Genomic DNA, 19901 nt, shown 5'->3' on the forward strand with positions numbered 1-19901 from the left:
AATGTGAATAAAACATTAAAATGCACCTGAAATCAGCGGGAAAAACCGGGTTTTAGGTGTATTTATTTTGTTTTATATGATAAAATATTTAAAAGTAAAAAAAAGTGTTTTCGGTGAAGTTTATGAAAAAGGGCATGTATTTAAAACAAAAGACAAATAGGAAAGGGTTTACACAGGTAGAGTTGATTGTGGTGATGACAATCATGGTAATTCTACTTTCTTTTGCTGTGTTTGGACTTGTACATTATCAAAGATATGCGTCATTTAAGCGTAATAATTCCTATGCAAAGGAACTCTTTACAGCAGCACAATCACAATTATCTTATTACAAATCAAATGGAAGACTTGAAGAATTAGAAACGGAATTAAAGGAAAGTGAAGACGCTGGAAAAGCCGGGGCAGATATTTCCAGAGCAGCAAATGCAGAGGAACGCCTCTACTACGTTCAGATTCCTGCCGAGTTAACAGGAGATGAATTAAAGAACAGCTGGGTATATAAACTTACAAAAGATTATATATACGATAAAGCAATCTATACATCTGGCGCAGTACGAATCGAAATGGATCCGGTGGAAGGTGTGGTTTATTCGGTTTGCTACAGTGACAAGGCTGACTCTTTTGATGAAAGCACATCAAAAGGTGAAGATGGGATTATTGGAGTAAGTGTTCCAAATAGAGAATACGAAGTACGAAAAGACATGCTACTTGGTTACTATGAATCGGATATGACGAATCCAGCTCCGGTCAATCGAAATGTACCGGATATCCAAGAGGCAGTTCTGATAAATGAGGAGAGCTTATATGTAGAGTTTTCGATTGAAAACTCCCAAAAGTTAAATCCCAGGGATTATGGATATTTACTAGAGGTCAATGATAATTCTGGTAAAAAGGTAATGGATATTAGGTTGAATGATATTAACAAGGTATCCAGTAAGCTTCCAAATGGAACGGGAGAAGTAACGGTTACCTGTGAAACCAGATTTTATGATGCACAAGGGAATGTTATTAAGCAAGGACAAGAGGAGTCTGTTGACTATAAGTACAGAGCCTATATAACCACAGATAAAAAAATCGGTCTCCTGTTAGATGCAGTGGATTTGAAAGCCAGCAGTATACTTTTGGCGCGCTACCATTCTTACAACAATAATGATAAGCCGGAAAATGCAAAGCCTCAGGATTTTAAAGAAACATTTAGTATTATCCGCTTCGGTTTGGAAGAGAATGAAAAGATTAATGTAACAGTAGCTGCATTTGACTCTCTTAATGCAAAAGGAGAGGCAAAGGATACAAATCTGGAAAACCCTATCATGGAAAGTGTCAGTAAAAAAGATGATGCAAAAGAGTGCAGCATGTCGAATGCGAGACATCTCTTTAACATAAGATTCCTGGAAATGAAAAAAGGTGAAGGTGGAAATACATACGTACAAACCGGGGATATTGATTGGGCAAGTGAAGCAGGGATTATAAAGAAAAAGCGTGTGTATGACAGTAATAATGGGGCGGATAAAGTTGTGATTTCCTACGAAGAGAATTATAAGGAGAATCAGCCATTTCCACATCTGCCAATATTAAAGAGTAACAGTCGATTCAATGTCAAGAAAGATGGACAAGATAAATTTTATTTTTTGAGTGCATTCGTTATGGTGGCACAGAGTGATCGCCATGGAATGGGGCTCTTTTTGACGAATGATGGGGCAATAGAAGATATCCATATAAAAAACTTCTATGTCCATCGAAACACCAATGTTCAAAAGCACTATGCAGGTGCAATTGCCTCCACGAATAATGGACTGATCAAAAATTACTATCTGGAAGATGTAGAGGTAGAGGCTCATAGCTGGGTGGCAGGAGTAGCAGGGATTAATAATGGAACCATTGAAAATGGTTATGAGAAAAATGTACATGTTATTGCTGATTATCAGGTGGCAGGTTTGATTGCGGGACAAAATGATGGAACCATTAAAACGCAAAAAGGCACCGGAATCTTAGAGAATTGCAGTGTGAATGGTAATACAGGAATAGGGGGAGCTGCTGGAGTAAATAAGGGAACAATCAGCAATATTTCTTTTAAGGGCTCAACCAGTATTACAGGGAAACGAACCGGGAATTCTACGGCGGGAGGAATTGCAGGAGAAAATCTTGAAGGTGCAGCTATTCGTGTTGAGGGAGAAATAGATGAGATAAAGCTTGTTGATTTTAGCATAACGGACAGTGCTGTAATGGGAGGAGTTGCAGGAAAAAATGTTGGTAGTGTATCAGGCTATACCATCGGAAGCAATGTGACCATTCGAACAGCAGTCAGCGCAGGAGCAACGGCATGTGCAGCAGGGGGAATCGTTGGACGAAATGAAGCCCTGGGGACGGTGGTGGTTGGAGATGGAAATACAGAACTTTCCAACTATGTTATAGAATGTCCTCACAATGCAGGGGGAATTATCGGATATAATCAAGGAAGTTTGGCCAATGGAAGTGGAATCGATATACATAATATCTCTGTTACCGGGATAGGTAGTAACATTGGAGGGCTTATTGGACAGAACGATTCTCTTGTTGAAGGATATTACTTATATCATGCAGATGTAAGCGGAACGTCAACTTATCTAAGCGGCGGAGTAGGAGGATTGGTTGGGAAAAACAATGCCAATGGAACTGTTAGACCAGGAGCGAACAGACCCAATGTACTGCAAAATGTATATGTTTCTGGGTTTGCAGCAGCAGGAGGTATTGTTGGAGAAAATTTTGGCTCTGTATGGGATTATACGGTTGACAGCAGCTGCAGTATAGATGGAAGTTATCCTCTCAATAGTTCAGGCTATTACCGTGTTCTTGGTGGAGTAATCGGGATTAATAGTGGAACCCTTGAAAGCAGTGGGGAAATAAGAGCAGTGGACCAACCGCAGATTAATAACAAGGGAAATCGAATGGATATCGTAGGTGGTATCGTAGGAGAAAATGAGGGGAAAGCCTCAGGGTATACTGTTACAGAAGGAACAACCATCACTGGAAATGGGAATCCGGGAGTGACCAATTCTGCAACGGGCGGTATGGTTGGAAGAAACAGAGGAGAATTCACAATAGGCGATGGAAACATTGGTGCCAATGGCTTGACTGTAAATGGAGTGTCAAATGTTGGTGGAGTTATTGGATGGAATGAAGGAACTTTTGCAAAAGGAAATGCCAACACAGTAATCAGCAGTATGAGGGTCATTGGGACGGATTCGAATGTAGGTGGACTAATTGGACAAAATGCAACAACGATAGAAGGATATCAGGTGCATACTTCCCATGTTGAGCAAACGGGAACAAGAAGTGTGGCGAATGTAGGTGGGATGATTGGACACAATACAACGAGTGGAAAGTTAAAGCCCATCAAAAAGGAAATCTATCAACTTACAGAAAACTATGTCCAAGGCTTTAGCATGGTAGGAGGCGTGGTTGGACAAAATGATGGACTCTTACAAAACTATGGAGTAGGAGAAAACTATATTGTCAAGGGAAATTATACGAGCCCGTCAAACAGCTACACCAGTCCATTAGGTGGTATTGCTGGTGGAAACACGGGAACCTTGGAAAATGTAGACAACAAAAAAACTGCTATACCGGTTAGAAATACGTCGATTGGAGCCGAGTTTGTGGGTGGCTATGTCGGTGGAATTGTAGGAGAAAATGCAGGAAAAGTTTCAGGATATGAAGTGGGTGAAGGGGTTGCAATAGAAGGAAAAAACCAGGCGAGCTCAAAAAGCTATAGTGCTACAGGAGGTTATGTAGGCAGAAATCATGTAGGTGCCAGTCTAAGCATTGGAGACGAGAAAACAGAAACTCTCGTTATGGGACTGGAAATAAAAGGTGTTCACAATGTAGGTGGAATCATCGGCTGGAACGAGGGTGATTTGGAAGACGGTGCTAAAAATAAGGAGAAAAGATTAGTCAGTATCTTTGATATTAGTGTTCAGGGAAGTGGATCGAATATTGGTGGGCTAATCGGGCAAAATGCATCTTCTGTTTTGGGGTATCGAGTGGATCAGTCTACCATAACACAAACGGGAACTGGAAGTGTGGCAAATGTAGGTGGTGTAATTGGCTATAATACAGAGACAGGAGTACTCCAGCAAATTCAAAAAGAAATCATCCAGCTGGAAGGAAATACTGTTCAAGGCTTTAGCATGGTAGGAGGCGTGGTTGGACAAAATGATGGAACTGTTTCCAACTATGGAATTGGCAAAAACTATGTAGTGAGCGGGAACTACTCAATCTCCAACCACAATTTCACAAGTCCTTTAGGTGGTATTATTGGTGGAAATACAGGTGTTTTAAGTAATGTCAGCAATAAAAAGGAAAATATAAAGGTAGAAAATGCCTCCATTGGAGAAAACTATGTGGGTGGCTATGTCGGTGGTATTGTAGGAGAAAACGCAGGAGAAGTGTCAGGATATGTCGTAGAAAGCAGCACCGTGATAGAAGGAAAAAATACAGTAAGTTCAGCACTGTATGGGGCTACAGGTGGATACATTGGACGGAACCATACAGAAGGCACTTTAAGCATTGGGAATGGAAAAACACCGGTTCAAGGACTTCATGTTCTAGGAACTTACAATGTAGGTGGAGTGATTGGCTGGAATGCTGGTGAATTCTCCAATATAGTAACCAAAGAAGGGAGTGTTACCGGAACCAATCGTGTTGGAGGTTTGATTGGGTATAATCAAGCCAGTGGAAAAATGGAAGGATTGATTAACGGAAATGATGTACAGGCAGCTAAGAAAAATGCAGGAGGGGTCATTGGGTATAATGAGAATCCAGCTGAAACCCAGCTGATCTTGGAAAATAGCATTAATTATGGAAATGTAACAGGTGATGTGAATCTTACAGGAGGATTGGTTGGACAAAGCTCAGGTGCTCTGGAAGTAATCCAGTGCCGTAACTATGGGAAAGGTACAGCACAGCCCACTCTGCTGGGAACGATTGATCATAATGTAAAGATACAAGATTCTTTCCAGATTCCTACCATAACAGAGGTTGTTTCTGACAACACAACCCCATATTATTCTGCCCTCACTGAAAACAGCGGAATCATTGTAGAGGGAAGCTACTATTTCAACACAGGAATGAGCGCAGACACGGTGGAGACTCATTTAGTGGTTGTAGGAAATGGCAGTAAGTTTGATGGAAAAGCTGAGGATATCCTTATCCTTAAAGGGATGGATGTGGATCCGGAAGCGCCTTCACTGACAGGAGAAGAGTTATACGTAGGAATCGATGAGGCAATAAAAAGCTACTATCAAACGAGGAGCCTGATGGAGCCATTAACCGAAAGCCTAAAAGGTGTTACCGAAAGTGTTCTCCCAATTGAGGCCAAGGATTTAATTCCTGAGATAAAACAAAAAGAAGAAAATCAAGGAAGTGTAGAGCAGCCGGCAGAACCGGCAGAGCCGGAAACTGAGCCAGTGGAACCAAATGAACCAAATGAACCAATGGAACCCGAGCCAGAGCTTCAGTTAAATGTAATGGTCACAGCAAAAGCAGCAGTTCTTTCTACAGAGGAATTTACAAATGAAGGGGTACAGCTGACTCTTACTGATGAAGAAGGAAACCCAGTAAGCAGAGAAGTGAAAATTGTTATTGGTGATACATTGATAGAGGATACATTTACCCTGGAGGGAAGTTATTCAATCACAGGCATTCCAGTTGAGCAGGCTGGACAAGAGATTGGGATTTTGATAGAGGAAGAAGAGTATCGTTTCACGTTACCAAAAGTACGTATGGATGCGTTGGAATTAGTTCCTCAGGAATACGAAGATGTTTATCCGGAATTGTCAGGAGAAAATCCAATTCACATATGGCGAGACGGGGTTTTATGGAAGCATAATACAGACACAAGTAAATATGAAGCTTATATAACCAGTCTCGGATATCCAAGTGATTTGATGCCGGATGTTGTTGAAGGTGACTATTATCTGGAGATTGACGATGCAGAAGGCAGCGTTACAGTTCGTGAGTGGGATGAAGAAACGGGAAAATGGGTTTTAGTGAAACGAAACTTTCAGGATGTTTCCCCGGAATATGTGACACAAGAACAATATGAAAAAGATGAGATGCCAATACGTTTGGAAGAAGTAGAAATCAAGAATTATGGATATATACTTCCCTTGGATGAAGAGCGTACTTTGGATATGCAAAGCATTAAGGTTCAAAAGATAACAAGAAATGGCGAGGTTTATTATCGTATTCTGTTGCCAGATGTCAGGTGGATCCAGATTGGTGAAGAGAACTTTGCAAATGAATATTTGTACACGGGAAATGTGACAGTAAGACAAAAGGAAAGTGTAAATCCTAACTTTATAGAATCCGAAAGAAGTCAGTGGATACGTCAGATAAACCGCTATAATAGTGATGAATTAGGATTGAGGCTACGAGAATTAAAGCCAGAAGAACGTTCGGATGGAGCTTTTGAATCAGAAGAAATATACCTTCCGTTTAAATGGAAAAAGGAGCAGGGAGAGTTGCCTTATGAAAATCAGAAAAACAATCCACTCCCTTAGAGAGGATAAAAAGGGGGATGCCATGATTGTCGTATTGGTGGTCATGACAATCCTGGTTGTATTAAGTCTTACAATCCTGCTTTCTGCGTCTACCTTGCTAGGGTCTGCCAGAAAAAATGTGATACACGAAAGATTAAGAACTATGGTTGTTTCCTTTAATGAGACCATAACAAAGGAAGTGGTCTCAGATGAGGAAACAGAAATAAAGACATATATAAAGACAGAGATTACATCAAAAGCATGGAAAAATGACGAAGATAGAAGCTTGAAAATTACAAATGGACTCACCTCTATGGAGGATTTAACAGAAGGTTATACGGTAGATGTAAAGATGAAGTGGTCAGGAGATGACTATCAGAATTACCAGGAGCTGGAGGATTACGCAGGTATTAAGCTTTTCATTACGATGACAGCAAAGAAGGATGAAGAGCAATACATTATTAAAACCAGCTATATTATGAGGTATGATAATGAGGATGCAACGTGGCGCTGGGAAAAGGAGGAATCAAGATGATAAATAATAGAAAAGGTTCTTCTATGGTATCTGTTCTTATTGCGTTTGCTGTTTTGATGATAGGGCTATCTATTTTTTCGACATCGATTTACTCTGCTGTGCAGACGATTCAGGTGGCAAACAGCTTGAATAAAAGATCCGATGCAGCGTTCTATGAGTATTATACGAATGATCCAGCAGGAAGCAGTATCTTAAATGCAGGGAATAAAATTTATCTGGAGGACGAGGAAACCAAGAGTTTTTCATTAGAGGGAGATGCGTATCAGCAGGAGACAGAGGAATTGGCAGTTTATTACTTTAAATAGCAGGGGATGAGAACATGATTAAGAGATTGAAAAGTAAAAAGGGATTTACTCTTGTAGAGCTTATCGTCACCTTTGCATTAATTGGTATCATTATGATTATAACGACAGGAGTTATTGCAAGCTCAATACGGGTGGAATATCGAGTAGAAAATTTGTCCAATGCTCAAGTTGTATCCAGAACGATTCTGGATACCGTTATATCGGAACTGGCACCGGCAACGAAACGCCCTTTAGAGTCAGGGAGTGATATTGCCATAAGAAGTCAAAATGGAATGACGGAATTTACAGATAAGAATGGGATTCCCGTTGTACTTTCTGTAACGGATGAGGGATTATTGAATTTGAAATACAATACAGGAGATGAAAATGTTGACTGGTCTTACGGTAAAAAGTCTTATATGAATAATCGGATTGAATCTTTAAGCTTTGAAAAGGAGAGAGAGAATCGAGTATCTGTTACCCTTAAGCTGAAAAACGAAAAGACAGGTTTTGAGTACACAACGAAAAAAATAATCACATTTTATAATTTAGAAGCAATAAATATGGATTTCCGATAAAAATATAAAGTATTTATGAATAAAATGTAATTTATGTAATAAATGCGCATAAAGCATTGTGAAATCAAAAAAAATATGATAGCATAAATTTATTAGGATACATTGCATTTAGAGGCATTGGGATGATATGGAGGAGAAAGAATGAAAGTATTAAACAGATTTAAAAAAGCGATGAAAAACAAAAAAGGTTTTACCCTTGTAGAGCTTATTGTTGTAATTGTTATTATTGGTATTTTGGCAGCGATTTTAGTACCATCAGCACTTAAGTGGATGGATAAAGCAAAAGACCGCCAACTTATGTCAGAAGGACGTGCAGTTTATAATGCAGTTCAGACTACAGTTGCAGAATTTGTATCTGAGGATAAAGAAAAAGATGTTCCATCTGGTGAGATTCCAATTAACTCAAGTGGCGCAGCAGATACTTTTGTTGGCGAGGTATATGAAAATGCAGGCATTAAAAAGACTTATTCAGCAACGGTAACGCTAGATGCCAAGAAGCAGATTAGTGCATTTGCCTATACACAAGGTGGAAAGACAGCAACGTATAAGGATAGCAAGTGGGAAGTAAAATAAATTTATAAGAATTGGTGGAATGAGTGGAAAAGTATATCAGTATTAAAAGTTTTTTACGATATATATTGATAATTGTCATGAGTGTGGCAGCGGTTGGGGCCGCTGCCACTTATTTTGGTTTGAGGCAGGAAGCCCGTACTGTGCTTGGCCAGGCCAAAAGTATACAGCTGTGTCTGAATTTGCTGAGTATTCAGGCAATCGGTGAGGATGAATATATTGTTGATTCTGCTCAGACAAAAAGAATTTCAAAGTGGGCAGAAGAAGAATTGAATTGGCACATGGACGAAAATGTGAAAATTAATTTGATTTATTTTTATCCGAAGAATAATGGGGAAATAAAATTCTACTATTCAAAGAACGGATTTCAAGTTATTGTAGAGGGAGATAATGATTATCTGAATGCATACCGGGTATACTACAGGGGATTTACAATACTGAAGAATAAGGCAGGCTAAACTATGGCAATTATATACCTATTGATTTTTATGATGGGAGCATCAGTATTCTCCTTTCTGAATGTTTTAATTTATCGGGTTCCAAGAAAGATGAATTATGTAAGTGGAAGAAGCATGTGTCCCAGCTGTGAGCATGAGCTGAACTTTTTGGATATGGTACCGGTTTTTGGCTGGATATTTTTAGGTGGGAAATGCAGATACTGTAAAGAAAAAATTTCTTCCAGATATATGTTAATTGAAGCGTTGGGGGGAGGATTCTCCGTCTACTTTTTTTATTTGTATAAATGGAGTATTCAAACCCTTTTTGTGTTTGTTCTTTTTGCTCTTTTGACCTTGATTGCTTTCGTGGACATAGACACGATGGAAATTCCAAATGGATTTGTAGTGTTTGGATTGCTTTTGAGCCTTGTTTCATGGGTGCTTTTCCCAGGTCTGATGTGGTATGAGAGAATCATTGGGATATTCTCAGCGGCTTTGATTCTTTTGATTATCACCTTGATTGTCCCAGGAGCATTTGGAGGGGGAGACATAAAAATGATGGCCGCTTTTGGCATTTTACTAGGGTGGAAAATGTCCCTTCTGGCATTGTTTCTTGCAGTGCTGATGGGAGGAATTTATGGCATCGTTTTATTGATTCGAAAAAAAGTGAACCGAAAAGATCATTTTGCCTTTGGCCCCTTCCTCTGTATTGGGGTAGGCGCGGCCTTTTTGTGGGGCGGGGAGATCTTGAGAGTTTATTTAAGTATATGGTCCTTGTGATCAAGTATTTAGCAGAGGAAACTGGAGGGAAATATGGCAAAATATAAATTTAAGGCAACCGATGCTTCTGGGAAAAAGGTAAGTGGTATTATGGAAGCAGCTACAGAAGAAGCCTTGTATGAGAAGCTGAGACAGCAGAATCTATATGTCTTGTCTTTTACTTTGGGAGGAGCAAAAGGAAATAAAAAAAAGATTCCAACCCAAGTTCTGGCAGAATTTTCAAGACAGATTGGAACATTGCTCAAAGCAGGTGTTTCTTTAGTACGTGCTCTTGGAATTATTTCGGGAGACGAGTTAACTAAAAAGAAATACAAAAGCATCTATAATGAGGTTTTAACAAGTGTAAGACAAGGAACAACTCTTTCGGATGCCATGGAGGATCAGGGAGAAGCATTTCCGCCGTTGATTATCAATATGTATCGTTCTGCCGAGGCAAGTGGAGAACTGGATAAGGTCGCATTACGAATGGCCATCCACTATGAAAAAGAAAGCAGAATGAAGACAAAGATGAAAAACGCCATGATTTATCCGTGTATCTTAGGAGTTTTAATTGTTGCAGTGGTAATGATCTTGTTTGTCTTTGTAATCCCTCAGTTTAAGGAATTATTTGATACCATGGGAGAGCTTCCTTGGATTACCAGGCTTATGATGGGAATTAGCAGCGTGGTCCAAAGGTTTTGGTGGGTAATTATCCTTGGGACAGCACTGCTAATCTACTTGATTCGTATCTTATTTAAAGTTCCAGAAGTAAAATATCAAAAGGACAAGCTCAAACTCCATTTACCACTATTTGGAAAACTTTTGAAGGTGGTTTATACGGCCAGATTTGCAAGAACCTTGAGCTCTCTTTATTCAGCAGGACTTCCCATTACAATGTCCTTGCCGATTGCTTCTACTACAATTGGAAATGCATACATAGAAGGACAGTTTGAGTCCGTAATTGCCAAGGTAAGAGGCGGTGCAAATCTATCCACATCTTTGGCAGAAATAAATGGTTTTATTGGAAAACTGATTTCTTCGATTATGGTGGGAGAAGAGACAGGAAGCTTAGACAGTATGCTAGACTCAATTGCAAACGATTTAGATTATGAATCAGAGATGGCAATTGGAAGAATGATGACCTTTATAGAACCGGTTATGATTATTATTATGGCGATTATTGTAGGGGCAATTATCATATCCGTAATGCTTCCGTTAATGGGATCATATGATGCAATTGGAAGTATGGGAATGTAGGAAAGGGAAGGATAAAACGTATGTCAACATCAATTTATTTATCCAATAATATTATTCGGATTATCGTGGGAGCAGGAAGCGGTAAAAACATTGAAATAAAGAAAGAGATTACCAGAAATATTCCAGAAGGAAGCTTGATTAATGGTGTTATTACGAATCATCAAGACTTAGAAGAAGAGCTTCGGACTATTTGGAAAGAAGAACAGCTCGCTGTGAAAGATGTTTTTCTTGTAGTCCACAGCAGTAAGTTTGTTTCCAAGCAGCTGACTCTGGCAGGCGGATCAAAAAAGCAGCTGGAACAAATGCTGCCCTTAGAGTTTTCCGATGTAGAAAGATATGAAGAGGCTGTCTATGACTACATGTTGATGCCAAAAACAAAAAGTGGCAATAAAAACGTGGAAGAGCTTTTGGGTGTTATGGCAGAAAGAAACTTTGTAACGGAGTATATTGAATTGTTTCAAAGGCTTGGAATTAAGCTGTCTGGTATCATCAATGGCATTGGTGCGGCTGTAAAATCCCTGGAGAATCTAAAACAGTTAAATCGTAGAAGCTGCATTGTACAAGTGGTAGACGGAGCAAATCTCGAAAGTATACTTTGGGTAGAGGGAGAATACAAGTATTCAATGAATCGAAGAGTGTTCGCCGCTCCCGGCTCCAGAGAATTTGGAACAGAGGTGATTCGTCATACGAACTCGGTATTGCAATTCTATGGATCGATGAAAATGGATATCCCAATTACTGAAATGCTGGTTTGTGGGGCTACTGCTAATGAAATTCAGCTGTTTAGAGAGATTTCAGATGAAGCAGAGATGAATCTGCAAATTCATCCATTGGATGTGGCATCAGAGGTGAAAGGAATCGGAAAGACCGAAAAGCTGGCAGACTATATCTACCCATATGGAGCCTTGATTCCCAGAAAGAAAGACATCAACCTTCTGAATACCTATAAAAAGAACCGGGAGTCGATTTCTAAGGAAAGAGAGAAAATGAGACTTATGCTGCCAGGAATTGTGGCATTGATTATATGCCTCATTGGTGTGGGTATAGGTGGTGTGATTTACGGTGTGAACAGTTATAAGTACAACCAGGTGGCGGAATATACGACAGACCCGTCAAATCGTGCAAAATCCGACGAAGTAATTGAGCTGGAAAGCAAACTTGCAGTAATCGCTTCAAAGGAAAATGAAATGAATTTAACAAAAGAAATGATTTCATCTTATCCTCTTTTAAACCAGAGTGTTGTCCATACAATCCTGAGCAAGAACACCGGTGATATTTCGGGACAAATCGTAGGATATCTTGCAGAAGAAGGAAAGCTTACTCTGGATGTAAAAGCAAAACAGATTACAGCAGTTAACGGCTACGTAACAGCGTTGAAAAACACGAACCTGTTTAGCACAATCGAGTATTCCGGTTACACTTATATGGAGAGTGATAATGAATATACTATGAGTATTAGCTGCTATTTGACAGAAAGGGGAGAAGAATAAATGAGCACGATTACAGAAAAAGATAAAAAGCTCCTTTCCTTTTTGGCATGCTTTGTGATTGTTACAATATTAGGCTTTTTTGTGGTTTGGCCGATTTGGTCAAAAGGATTTGAAAAAGGAGAACAGGTTCAGCAAGAAGAGATGGTAAAAGGCGAGATGGAAGGACGGATAGCAAGACACCAGGCTGTCCAAAAAAATCTTGGAAAAAAAGAAGCAGAAGTGGCAAAAGTACAAGAGGAGTTCTATCCTTTAATGGAAAGCCAGGACATCGATAAAGCAATTACCAAAATGGTCATAGACAGAGGACTTCGTATTGAAGATATGCAAATAGAAATGCCAACGGATCCCCTTTGGGTGATACCTTTTCAAGACTCACAAATGGCACAGTCTGTAAAAGCAGCAGAAGAAGCGGCTGCGGCAGAAGCAGAAGATTCGAGTGAAACCGATACTTATGAAGAGGAGGATGCTGTAACGGCAGATAAACCAGAGGGAGCAATTACCCAGACGAAGGAAGTCTACGGAGCAAAGGTAAAACTGACGGTTGCCGGGAGCGTAGATGGATTTTGGAATTTGATTGATGGAATATCAAAAACTGAGAAGAAAATGCAGGTAACAGAAATTAGTGTTTCAGAGGATGATAAGCAAACCATTAATCTGGAATTATACATGGTGAAATGAGGGAAAAATCGTGGCAAATATTAAAAATATACCGATAGGAGAGCTCCTTAAGGAAAGTGGTTATATAACCGAAGAACAGATTCAAAAGGCCCTCGCTTATCAAAAGGAAAATAGAGGGAAGCGTCTTGGAGCAATCTTGATTGAACTGGGATTTGTAACAGAAAGACAGACGTTAGAGGCATTGGCTAAACGTTTTGATTTACCCATTGTAGATCTGGGTAATTATGAAGTGGACATTGAAGCGGTAGCAAAAATACCGAAACAGCTGGCGGAGAAATATCATATGCTGGCAATTAAACAAGATGAGCAGTCTTTAACAGTTGCAACCAATGATCCTTTGGATTTTTATGGATTTGAGGATGTAAAGCAAGTAACCGGAATGGATCTGGAGACAGTACTTTCTGAAAAAGGTGTTTTGCAAGGGGCGATTAACTACTTTTATTCAGAAGTTTCTGCAAAACGGGCGGCACAAAAAGCCAATACAACTTCGGTGGAAATCGATGAAATCGATTTGGATATTAATGAAGAGGATGGGGATGCCCCTATTGTCAATCTTCTGAATTCGTTAGTTGCAAGGGGATATAGTGTCAATGCCAGTGATATTCACGTAGAACCTTTTGAAACCCAATCCAATATCCGGATGCGTATTGATGGAACGATTGTAGATTACGTTACATTGCAGAAGTCTCTTCATGCATCTCTGATTGCAAGAATAAAAATTATATCTGATCTGGATATTGCAGAAAGACGTATTCCTCAGGATGGACATTTCAAAACAAAAATTGGAGATACCTATGTAAATGTGCGTGTGTCTGTGATACCAACGGTATTTGGAGAAAAGGCAGTCCTGAGACTTTTGGCATCCAGAGGAAGCATTGATTATCCGGCAACCTATGGAATGTTAGATGAAGATTATGAGAAGTTTTCTTCTATGCTTCAGTCTCCCAATGGAATCCTATACCTTACAGGACCCACTGGCTCCGGTAAAACCACTACCTTGTATATGGTGCTTGAGGAGCTTTCCAAAAGACAGGTGAATATATCAACGATTGAAGACCCAGTGGAGAAAAATCTTCCGAAAATCAATCAAATGCAGACCAATAACATGGCAGGGTTAACCTTTGAAGTGGGACTTCGTGCGCTATTGAGACAAGATCCGGATATTATTATGGTAGGAGAGACCAGAGATTCTGAAACGGCGGCAATTTCAATACGTGCAGCCATTACAGGACATTTGGTGCTTTCAACCCTTCATACCAATAATGCGGCAGCTACAGTAGTTCGTTTGATTGATATGGGTATGGAGCCCTACATGATTGCAAGTTCTCTGGTAGGAGTAGTGGCGCAACGTCTGATGCGAAAAGTATGTAAACACTGTGGAACCCAAAGGCCGGTAAGTCAAAGAGAAAGAGCCTTCCTAAGGGATGAAATCCAGGTGGTACAAGAAGCTCATGGATGCACCCGCTGTAATAACACAGGGTACTCTGGCAGAATTGCGATTCATGAAATTCTGATGATTGATGAGCAGGTGCGGAAAATGATTACAGCAGGATCCAGTGTGGAAGAAATTGTGGAGTACGGGATTCGGGAACAAGGAATGTATACTCTGGCAAGCAGAGCAGAGCAGCTTGTGGCAGAAGGAGTTACAACAGTAGAAGAATTATTAAAGATTGCATATTATTCCTAAGGTAAGGAGATACAAGATGAGAATAGACGACATCATAAGGAGTGCCAGAGAAAAGGGAGCCTCTGATATACATATAACAGAAGGACTGAAAACTTATTTCCGCATAAATGGAACGCTGGCAGAAAGTGGGTTTGAGTTTTCAAATGAAGAGACAAAAGCAATCATACTTGAAATGATGAACCAGAGACAGAAGGAATATATGGCAGAAGGACATGAAGTGGATTTTGCTACAAGAAGCCAGGAAGGTTTCCGGCAAAGAGTCAATGTATTCTATCAACAAGGAAGGATTGCGGCTACGATACGATTGCTCAATGATCATATTCCGAATCTGGAGGAATTAAATCTTCCAAGGGTTTTGGAGGAGCTGGCAAATCAGCCTCGAGGGCTTGTTTTGGTAACAGGGCCAACAGGGAGTGGGAAATCCACCACTTTAGCAGCAATTGTCAATTACATCAATCGGAAAAAGGCACAGCATATAGTGACCATAGAAGACCCGATTGAGTATGTTTTTGAGGGGGATAAATCCATTATCCATCAAAGAGAGGTTGGTATCGATACTTTGAGCTTTGGAGCAGCCCTTCGTGCCGTATTAAGGGAAGACCCGGATGTGATTTTAGTGGGGGAGATGCGGGATTATGAAACGATCGGAGCAGCTATTACGGCAGCAGAGACCGGTCACCTTGTATTGGCTACCCTTCATACAACGGGAGCGGCTCAAAGTGTAGACCGAATTATTGATGCTTGTCCGGGAGATGTACAGAATCAAGTTCGAACACAACTCTCTGGAATTTTAAAAGGAATTGTGACCCAGTGTCTGATTCCGACCCAGGGGGGACAGGGAAGGGTTCCGGCAACAGAGATTCTCGTTGGAACGGATGCAGCATTGAATTTAATTCGAGAAAATAAGGCCCACCAGATGAGCACAATTATGCAGTCTGGACAGGCCTATGGAATGCACACCTTGAATAAGGACTTAATCCGGTTGGTGAACCAGGGATTCATCTCAATTCAGGAGGCATATCAATATTCCAATGATAAAAAAGACTTAGAGCAATTCTTATAAGATTATTGATTTTCAAAGGGTTTCAGGCTTTTTGCCAGAATCCCTTTTATTTTTGCAATGGCTGTTCCATAGTTCGTAATGGGAACGTGGTTATCCTTTGCACAGCGAATCCGGTATTTCATTTCCCGCTCATTCAGCATACATCCACCACAGTGAATAATCAAATCATAGGCAGATAAATCCATGGGAAATTCGGTTCCGCTGGTAAAGCTAAGCTGCAGGCTGGCTCCGGTATATTCCTTTAACCACCGTGGAAGCTTTACCGTTCCAATATCATCGCATTGCCTGTGGTGAGTGCATCCTTCGCTGATTAAGACATGACTCCCATCTTTTAAAGAATCTAATGCGTCAGCACCTTCGACTAATGCATCCAAATCTCCCTTATAACGAGCAAAAAGAATAGAGAAGGAAGTCAGAGGAATACGAGAAGGAAGAATGTTGTTTACTGTTTGGAAAACCTGGGAATCCGTAATGACTAAAGCAGGATCTTTTTGTAAAGAAGCAAGGGTTTCCCTTAAAGTATTCTCTTTCGCAATTATGGGAAGGGCATTTGCCTCCAATAAATCCCGTATGGTTTGCTGCTGGGGCAGAATGAGGCGTCCTTTTGGGGCAGCAGAATCAATAGGCACCACTAAAACGACAACATCATTCTCATTGATCAAATCCCGGACGATGGGCTTGTCTCTATTTTCATCAGGAAGAAGAGCGGCAATTCTTTCCTTTAACTGGAAGATGTTTTCCTGATTTCTGGCACTCACTAAAATAGAAGATTCAATAGGTAATGGAGTCTCTTCCGGGAGTAAATCAGATTTATTATACACAACCAGATATGGGATTTCCTTTTCTTTTATACGGTTAAGAATCTGCTGGTTTTCTGAAGAGAAGCCCTCAGAAGCATCCACAATAAGCAGTGCGATATCTGTTTTGTTAAGAATCTGATAAGTCTTTTTGATACGCTCTTCCCCTAAAACACCTGTATCATCAAGCCCAGGTGTGTCAATCATGACAACTGGGCCTAAAGGCAGCAGCTCCATAGTTTTCAAAACTGGATCAGTAGTTGTTCCCTTTACATCAGATACGATAGCCAAATCTTGACCGGTTAAAGCATTGATAAGACTTGATTTTCCAGCATTTCTTTTTCCGAATATTCCAATATGAATCCGCTCAGAGGCGGGGGTATTTTGCATGCTCATAGAAAACTCCTTAAAATCTAAAATCCCTACGATTCATTTCCCGAATTAATCGCAGATTTTCAGCTACAGTTTTTCGTACATTTTCACTGGGAACATTGGCAATTTCTTTCGAAATCAATTTTTCTCCCAAAGCTTTTGTCGTAGGAGAAGCGTAATCCATCAAATATTCTTGTAAAGTCATTAAGGCATTTGGATGGCAACAGTTTTGAATTTGTCCGCTTTTCAGCAGACTCATAAAGCGATCTCCAGTTCTGCCAAGGCCGTAGCACGCAGTACAAAAACTTGGAATATAATCCATCTGAATCAGCCACTGTACAACTTCATCCAAGGTTCTGGTATCACTTAACTCAAATTGGGAAGAATCCCCTTCGGATTCGGTCTCCTCATTGTATCCACCAACGGTGGTTTTCGAACCACCACTAAGCTGAGAAACACCAAGCTTGAGTACGCGTTCTCGAACAGACTGGCTTTCTCTGGTTGAAATAATCATACCAGTATATGGGACAGAAATGCGGATACAAGCAACAATTTTAGCAAAGGTATCGTCATCGATTCCATTTTTAAATTCACTTGCGTCAATGTCATCAGCATCCTTGAGTCGTGGAACACTTATGGTATGAGGACCAACGCCAAAAGCAGCCTCTAAATGCTCGGCATGCATAAGAAGTCCGGCAAATTCATAGCGGTATTGTTCAAGACCAAACAATACACCAAGTCCAACATCGTCAATTCCACCTTCCATAGCCCGATCCATAGCTTCTGTGTGATAATCGTAATTGCCTTTTGGACCAGTTGGATGAAGCAGCTCATAATTCTCTTTGTTATAGGTTTCCTGGAAGAGAATATAGGTACCAACCTCCGCCTCTTTCAGCAAGCGGTAATTATCTACAGTAGTTGCGGCGATATTGATATTAACCCGACGTATAGCACCGTTTTTATGCTTGATACCATAAATGGTTTTGATGGATTCCAAATAATAGTCCATGGTGTTGTGGACGGGATCCTCACCAGCTTCCAGGGCAAGACGTTTGTGTCCCAAATCTTGGAGTGCAATGACTTCTTTTGCGATTTCTTCCTGACTTAATTGTTTCCGTGGAATGGTCTTATTCTTCATATGATATGGACAGTAAGTACATCCATTAATGCAGTAATTGGAAAGGTATAAAGGGGCAAACATAACAATGCGGTTGCCATAGAAGTTTTCTTTAATTTCCTTTGCCAGTTTAAATATTTCCTGGTTTTTCTCCTCATCTGTACAGGCTAAGAGTACAGAAGCCTCACGATGGGTAAGTCCTTTTTGTTTTCTGGCCTTTTCGATCAGCTTGCTTATCAGCTCCAGATTATCCTTGTTTTCCTCTGCGTATTGCAGGGTTTCCAAGATTTCACCGTGATGAATAAAATCTTGGGCGTTTTTCGAGTTTACATCATACATTTTTCATTTCCTCCTAGGTATTTAGTGAATCGCCGATATCTGTTACGGCATAATAACCCTCCTTTTTTAATGCTTTAAAAAATGGACTATCCAATCGAATGTCAATATCACCGGCTCTTTCCTTATTTTTATAAAGAGTATAATTTACACGGGCTTCCTTCGGTGTAATATTTTGCATTACCACATTGGCACCAGCCTTGATTCCTAAAATCCGGCCATCCTCTCCCAGAGTGCCGAGAGCTGTAGTTGAGGGAAGCAATATTTCCGGAATCATAATGCGCAGCAGCGACAAAATAAAAAGAGTTTGGTGCAGCGTTCCTGAGGGCATATTGAAAAAAGGTGTATCAGGGTGGGTGATATATGGTCCAACTCCAAGCATTTGAGGATTTAGTGCTTTAATAAAGAGCATATCTTCTGCTAAATTCTCATTGGTTTGATAAGGGGAACCAACCATAAATCCAGAGCCAACCTGATAGCCGATTTCTTTTAGGTTCAGCAGACATTGCTGACGATTTTCTGCGCTTAAGCTTGCAGGGTGTAGTTTGGCGTAATGGCTGGGAGAGTAAGTTTCATGACGAAGCAGAAACCGACTTGCACCAGCATCATAATAAGCTTTATAACTTTCGTAGCTTTTTTCTCCAATAGAAAGGGTAATAGCGCAGTCTGGATAGAGCTTGTGAATGCTTGCTATTATTTGAATCATTCTCTCATCGGTAAAATAGGGATCTTCGCCGCCTTGAAGGACAAAGGTTCTATATCCGGCTTCATAGCTTCTTTCACAGCAATCTAAGATTGCCTCTGTACTAAGCCGATACCGAGCTGTCTTTTTGTTCCCCTTTCGAATACCACAATAAAAGCAATCGTTTTTACAGTAGTTTGTAAATTCAATGAGTGCTCTTACATAGACTTTGTTTTGATAGACTTTTTTGTACAAATCCCCTGCTAGTTTAGCTGCATATTGTTCTAAATCGTTATTTTGATGATTGAGAAGAAAAATCCACTCTTCTTTTGAGAGTTTTTTTTCTTTGTTGAGTTTTTCAATTAAATTTTTCATACATCAAATAGTATAACACAAACTTGACAAAATTACATTTCATGGTATTATTATCTGTAGTTTATATAGATTGAAAATGCTGAGAAAAAGAGGAGCAGACATTCATTTCATTAAGAGAGAATCATCCATGGCTGAGAGGTGATTTATGGAGAGATAGCTGCAGGTAGCTTTGGAGCAGGGTTATTGAAACAAGGAGTAGATAATCCCGGAATCGTTCCCGTTAAAGAATATGAGAAGTGATATGGCAGCGCCATATAATAAAGGTGGTACCGCGGTAAAAATGATTCGTCCTTTTATTATAATAGTATATTATAGTAAGATGACGTTTTTTTATTTGTGAACAATGTGTGATGAGAGAAAGGAAAAAAA

At 40.1% G+C, this 19901-nt stretch carries 15 protein-coding genes and 1 other annotated feature; of the genes, 12 read left to right on the forward strand and 3 right to left on the reverse strand.

Features of this window, described 5'->3' with window-relative positions:
• Positions 1–122 precede the first annotated feature (122 nt).
• From NHH15_RS05700 to NHH15_RS05755, 12 genes are all read left to right on the forward strand, one after another.
• The gene (locus tag NHH15_RS05700; RefSeq protein ID WP_262065697.1) at positions 123–6536 is read left to right on the forward strand and encodes a type II secretion system protein; all 6414 of its coding nucleotides are present in this window, start codon (positions 123–125) and stop codon (positions 6534–6536) included.
• On the forward strand, positions 6505–7050 hold the full coding sequence (locus NHH15_RS05705; RefSeq protein ID WP_262065698.1) for a hypothetical protein: 546 nt from the start codon (positions 6505–6507) through the stop codon (positions 7048–7050). The genes NHH15_RS05700 and NHH15_RS05705 overlap by 32 nt, the downstream gene beginning before the upstream one ends.
• Positions 7047–7355: a type IV pilus modification PilV family protein gene (locus tag NHH15_RS05710; RefSeq protein ID WP_262065699.1), complete on the forward strand. Its 309-nt coding sequence runs from the start codon at positions 7047–7049 to the stop codon at positions 7353–7355. The genes NHH15_RS05705 and NHH15_RS05710 overlap by 4 nt, the downstream gene beginning before the upstream one ends.
• A gap of 14 nt (positions 7356–7369) precedes the next feature.
• Positions 7370–7912 (forward strand): prepilin-type N-terminal cleavage/methylation domain-containing protein, encoded by a 543-nt coding sequence (locus NHH15_RS05715; RefSeq protein WP_262065700.1) that lies wholly within the window; start codon positions 7370–7372, stop codon positions 7910–7912.
• Positions 7913–8053: 141 nt separating this feature from the next.
• Positions 8054–8485 (forward strand): prepilin-type N-terminal cleavage/methylation domain-containing protein, encoded by a 432-nt coding sequence (locus NHH15_RS05720; RefSeq protein ID WP_262065701.1) that lies wholly within the window; start codon positions 8054–8056, stop codon positions 8483–8485.
• Between the two features lie 23 nt (positions 8486–8508).
• Complete coding sequence (locus NHH15_RS05725) at positions 8509–8940, forward strand: hypothetical protein (protein WP_262065702.1); 432 nt, start codon at positions 8509–8511, stop codon at positions 8938–8940.
• 3 nt (positions 8941–8943) lie between these two features.
• Entirely contained in the window at positions 8944–9699 is a 756-nt protein-coding gene (locus NHH15_RS05730; protein WP_262065703.1) for a prepilin peptidase, read from the forward strand.
• A gap of 33 nt (positions 9700–9732) precedes the next feature.
• Positions 9733–10935 carry a type II secretion system F family protein gene (locus NHH15_RS05735; RefSeq protein WP_262065704.1) on the forward strand — a complete coding sequence of 401 codons (1203 nt, stop codon included), beginning with the start codon at positions 9733–9735 and terminating at the stop codon, positions 10933–10935.
• A 20-nt stretch (positions 10936–10955) separates the two neighbouring features.
• Complete coding sequence (gene pilM / locus NHH15_RS05740; RefSeq protein WP_262065705.1) at positions 10956–12425, forward strand: type IV pilus biogenesis protein PilM; 1470 nt, start codon at positions 10956–10958, stop codon at positions 12423–12425.
• Entirely contained in the window at positions 12426–13103 is a 678-nt protein-coding gene (locus tag NHH15_RS05745) for a hypothetical protein (protein ID WP_262065706.1), read from the forward strand.
• 10 nt (positions 13104–13113) lie between these two features.
• Positions 13114–14790 carry a GspE/PulE family protein gene (locus NHH15_RS05750; RefSeq protein WP_316044069.1) on the forward strand — a complete coding sequence of 559 codons (1677 nt, stop codon included), beginning with the start codon at positions 13114–13116 and terminating at the stop codon, positions 14788–14790.
• 16 nt (positions 14791–14806) lie between these two features.
• Positions 14807–15853 (forward strand): type IV pilus twitching motility protein PilT, encoded by a 1047-nt coding sequence (locus tag NHH15_RS05755; RefSeq protein WP_262065707.1) that lies wholly within the window; start codon positions 14807–14809, stop codon positions 15851–15853.
• Positions 15854–15855: 2 nt separating this feature from the next.
• Here the strand turns inward: NHH15_RS05755 and hydF are convergent, their stop codons facing one another.
• From hydF to hydE, 3 genes are read right to left on the reverse strand one after another with little or no spacing between them, the layout of a single operon-like run.
• Positions 15856–17046 (reverse strand): [FeFe] hydrogenase H-cluster maturation GTPase HydF, encoded by a 1191-nt coding sequence (gene hydF / locus NHH15_RS05760; protein ID WP_262065708.1) that lies wholly within the window; start codon positions 17044–17046, stop codon positions 15856–15858.
• A gap of 10 nt (positions 17047–17056) precedes the next feature.
• Positions 17057–18478: a [FeFe] hydrogenase H-cluster radical SAM maturase HydG gene (hydG, locus tag NHH15_RS05765; protein ID WP_262065709.1), complete on the reverse strand. Its 1422-nt coding sequence runs from the start codon at positions 18476–18478 to the stop codon at positions 17057–17059.
• Between the two features lie 13 nt (positions 18479–18491).
• Entirely contained in the window at positions 18492–19532 is a 1041-nt protein-coding gene (hydE, locus tag NHH15_RS05770) for a [FeFe] hydrogenase H-cluster radical SAM maturase HydE (protein WP_262065710.1), read from the reverse strand.
• Between the two features lie 72 nt (positions 19533–19604).
• Positions 19605–19828, forward strand: a binding site (T-box leader).
• Positions 19829–19901: the final 73 nt, after the last annotated feature.

The sequence above is a fragment of the Aequitasia blattaphilus genome (assembly GCF_024721305.1).
GTDB classification, from domain to species: domain Bacteria; phylum Bacillota; class Clostridia; order Lachnospirales; family Lachnospiraceae; genus Aequitasia; species Aequitasia blattaphila.

Coding starts and splice junctions, on each gene's coding strand:
- NHH15_RS05700 (WP_262065697.1), top strand. CDS start 123: ATGAAAAAGGGCATGTATTTAAAACAAAAGACAAATAGGAAAGGGTTT.
- NHH15_RS05705 (WP_262065698.1), top strand. CDS start 6,505: ATGAAAATCAGAAAAACAATCCACTCCCTTAGAGAGGATAAAAAGGGG.
- NHH15_RS05710 (WP_262065699.1), top strand. CDS start 7,047: ATGATAAATAATAGAAAAGGTTCTTCTATGGTATCTGTTCTTATTGCG.
- NHH15_RS05715 (WP_262065700.1), top strand. CDS start 7,370: ATGATTAAGAGATTGAAAAGTAAAAAGGGATTTACTCTTGTAGAGCTT.
- NHH15_RS05720 (WP_262065701.1), top strand. CDS start 8,054: ATGAAAGTATTAAACAGATTTAAAAAAGCGATGAAAAACAAAAAAGGT.
- NHH15_RS05730 (WP_262065703.1), top strand. CDS start 8,944: ATGGCAATTATATACCTATTGATTTTTATGATGGGAGCATCAGTATTC.
- NHH15_RS05735 (WP_262065704.1), top strand. CDS start 9,733: ATGGCAAAATATAAATTTAAGGCAACCGATGCTTCTGGGAAAAAGGTA.
- pilM (WP_262065705.1), top strand. CDS start 10,956: ATGTCAACATCAATTTATTTATCCAATAATATTATTCGGATTATCGTG.
- NHH15_RS05745 (WP_262065706.1), top strand. CDS start 12,426: ATGAGCACGATTACAGAAAAAGATAAAAAGCTCCTTTCCTTTTTGGCA.
- NHH15_RS05755 (WP_262065707.1), top strand. CDS start 14,807: ATGAGAATAGACGACATCATAAGGAGTGCCAGAGAAAAGGGAGCCTCT.
- hydF (WP_262065708.1), bottom strand. CDS start 17,046: ATGAGCATGCAAAATACCCCCGCCTCTGAGCGGATTCATATTGGAATA.
- hydG (WP_262065709.1), bottom strand. CDS start 18,478: ATGTATGATGTAAACTCGAAAAACGCCCAAGATTTTATTCATCACGGT.
- hydE (WP_262065710.1), bottom strand. CDS start 19,532: ATGAAAAATTTAATTGAAAAACTCAACAAAGAAAAAAAACTCTCAAAA.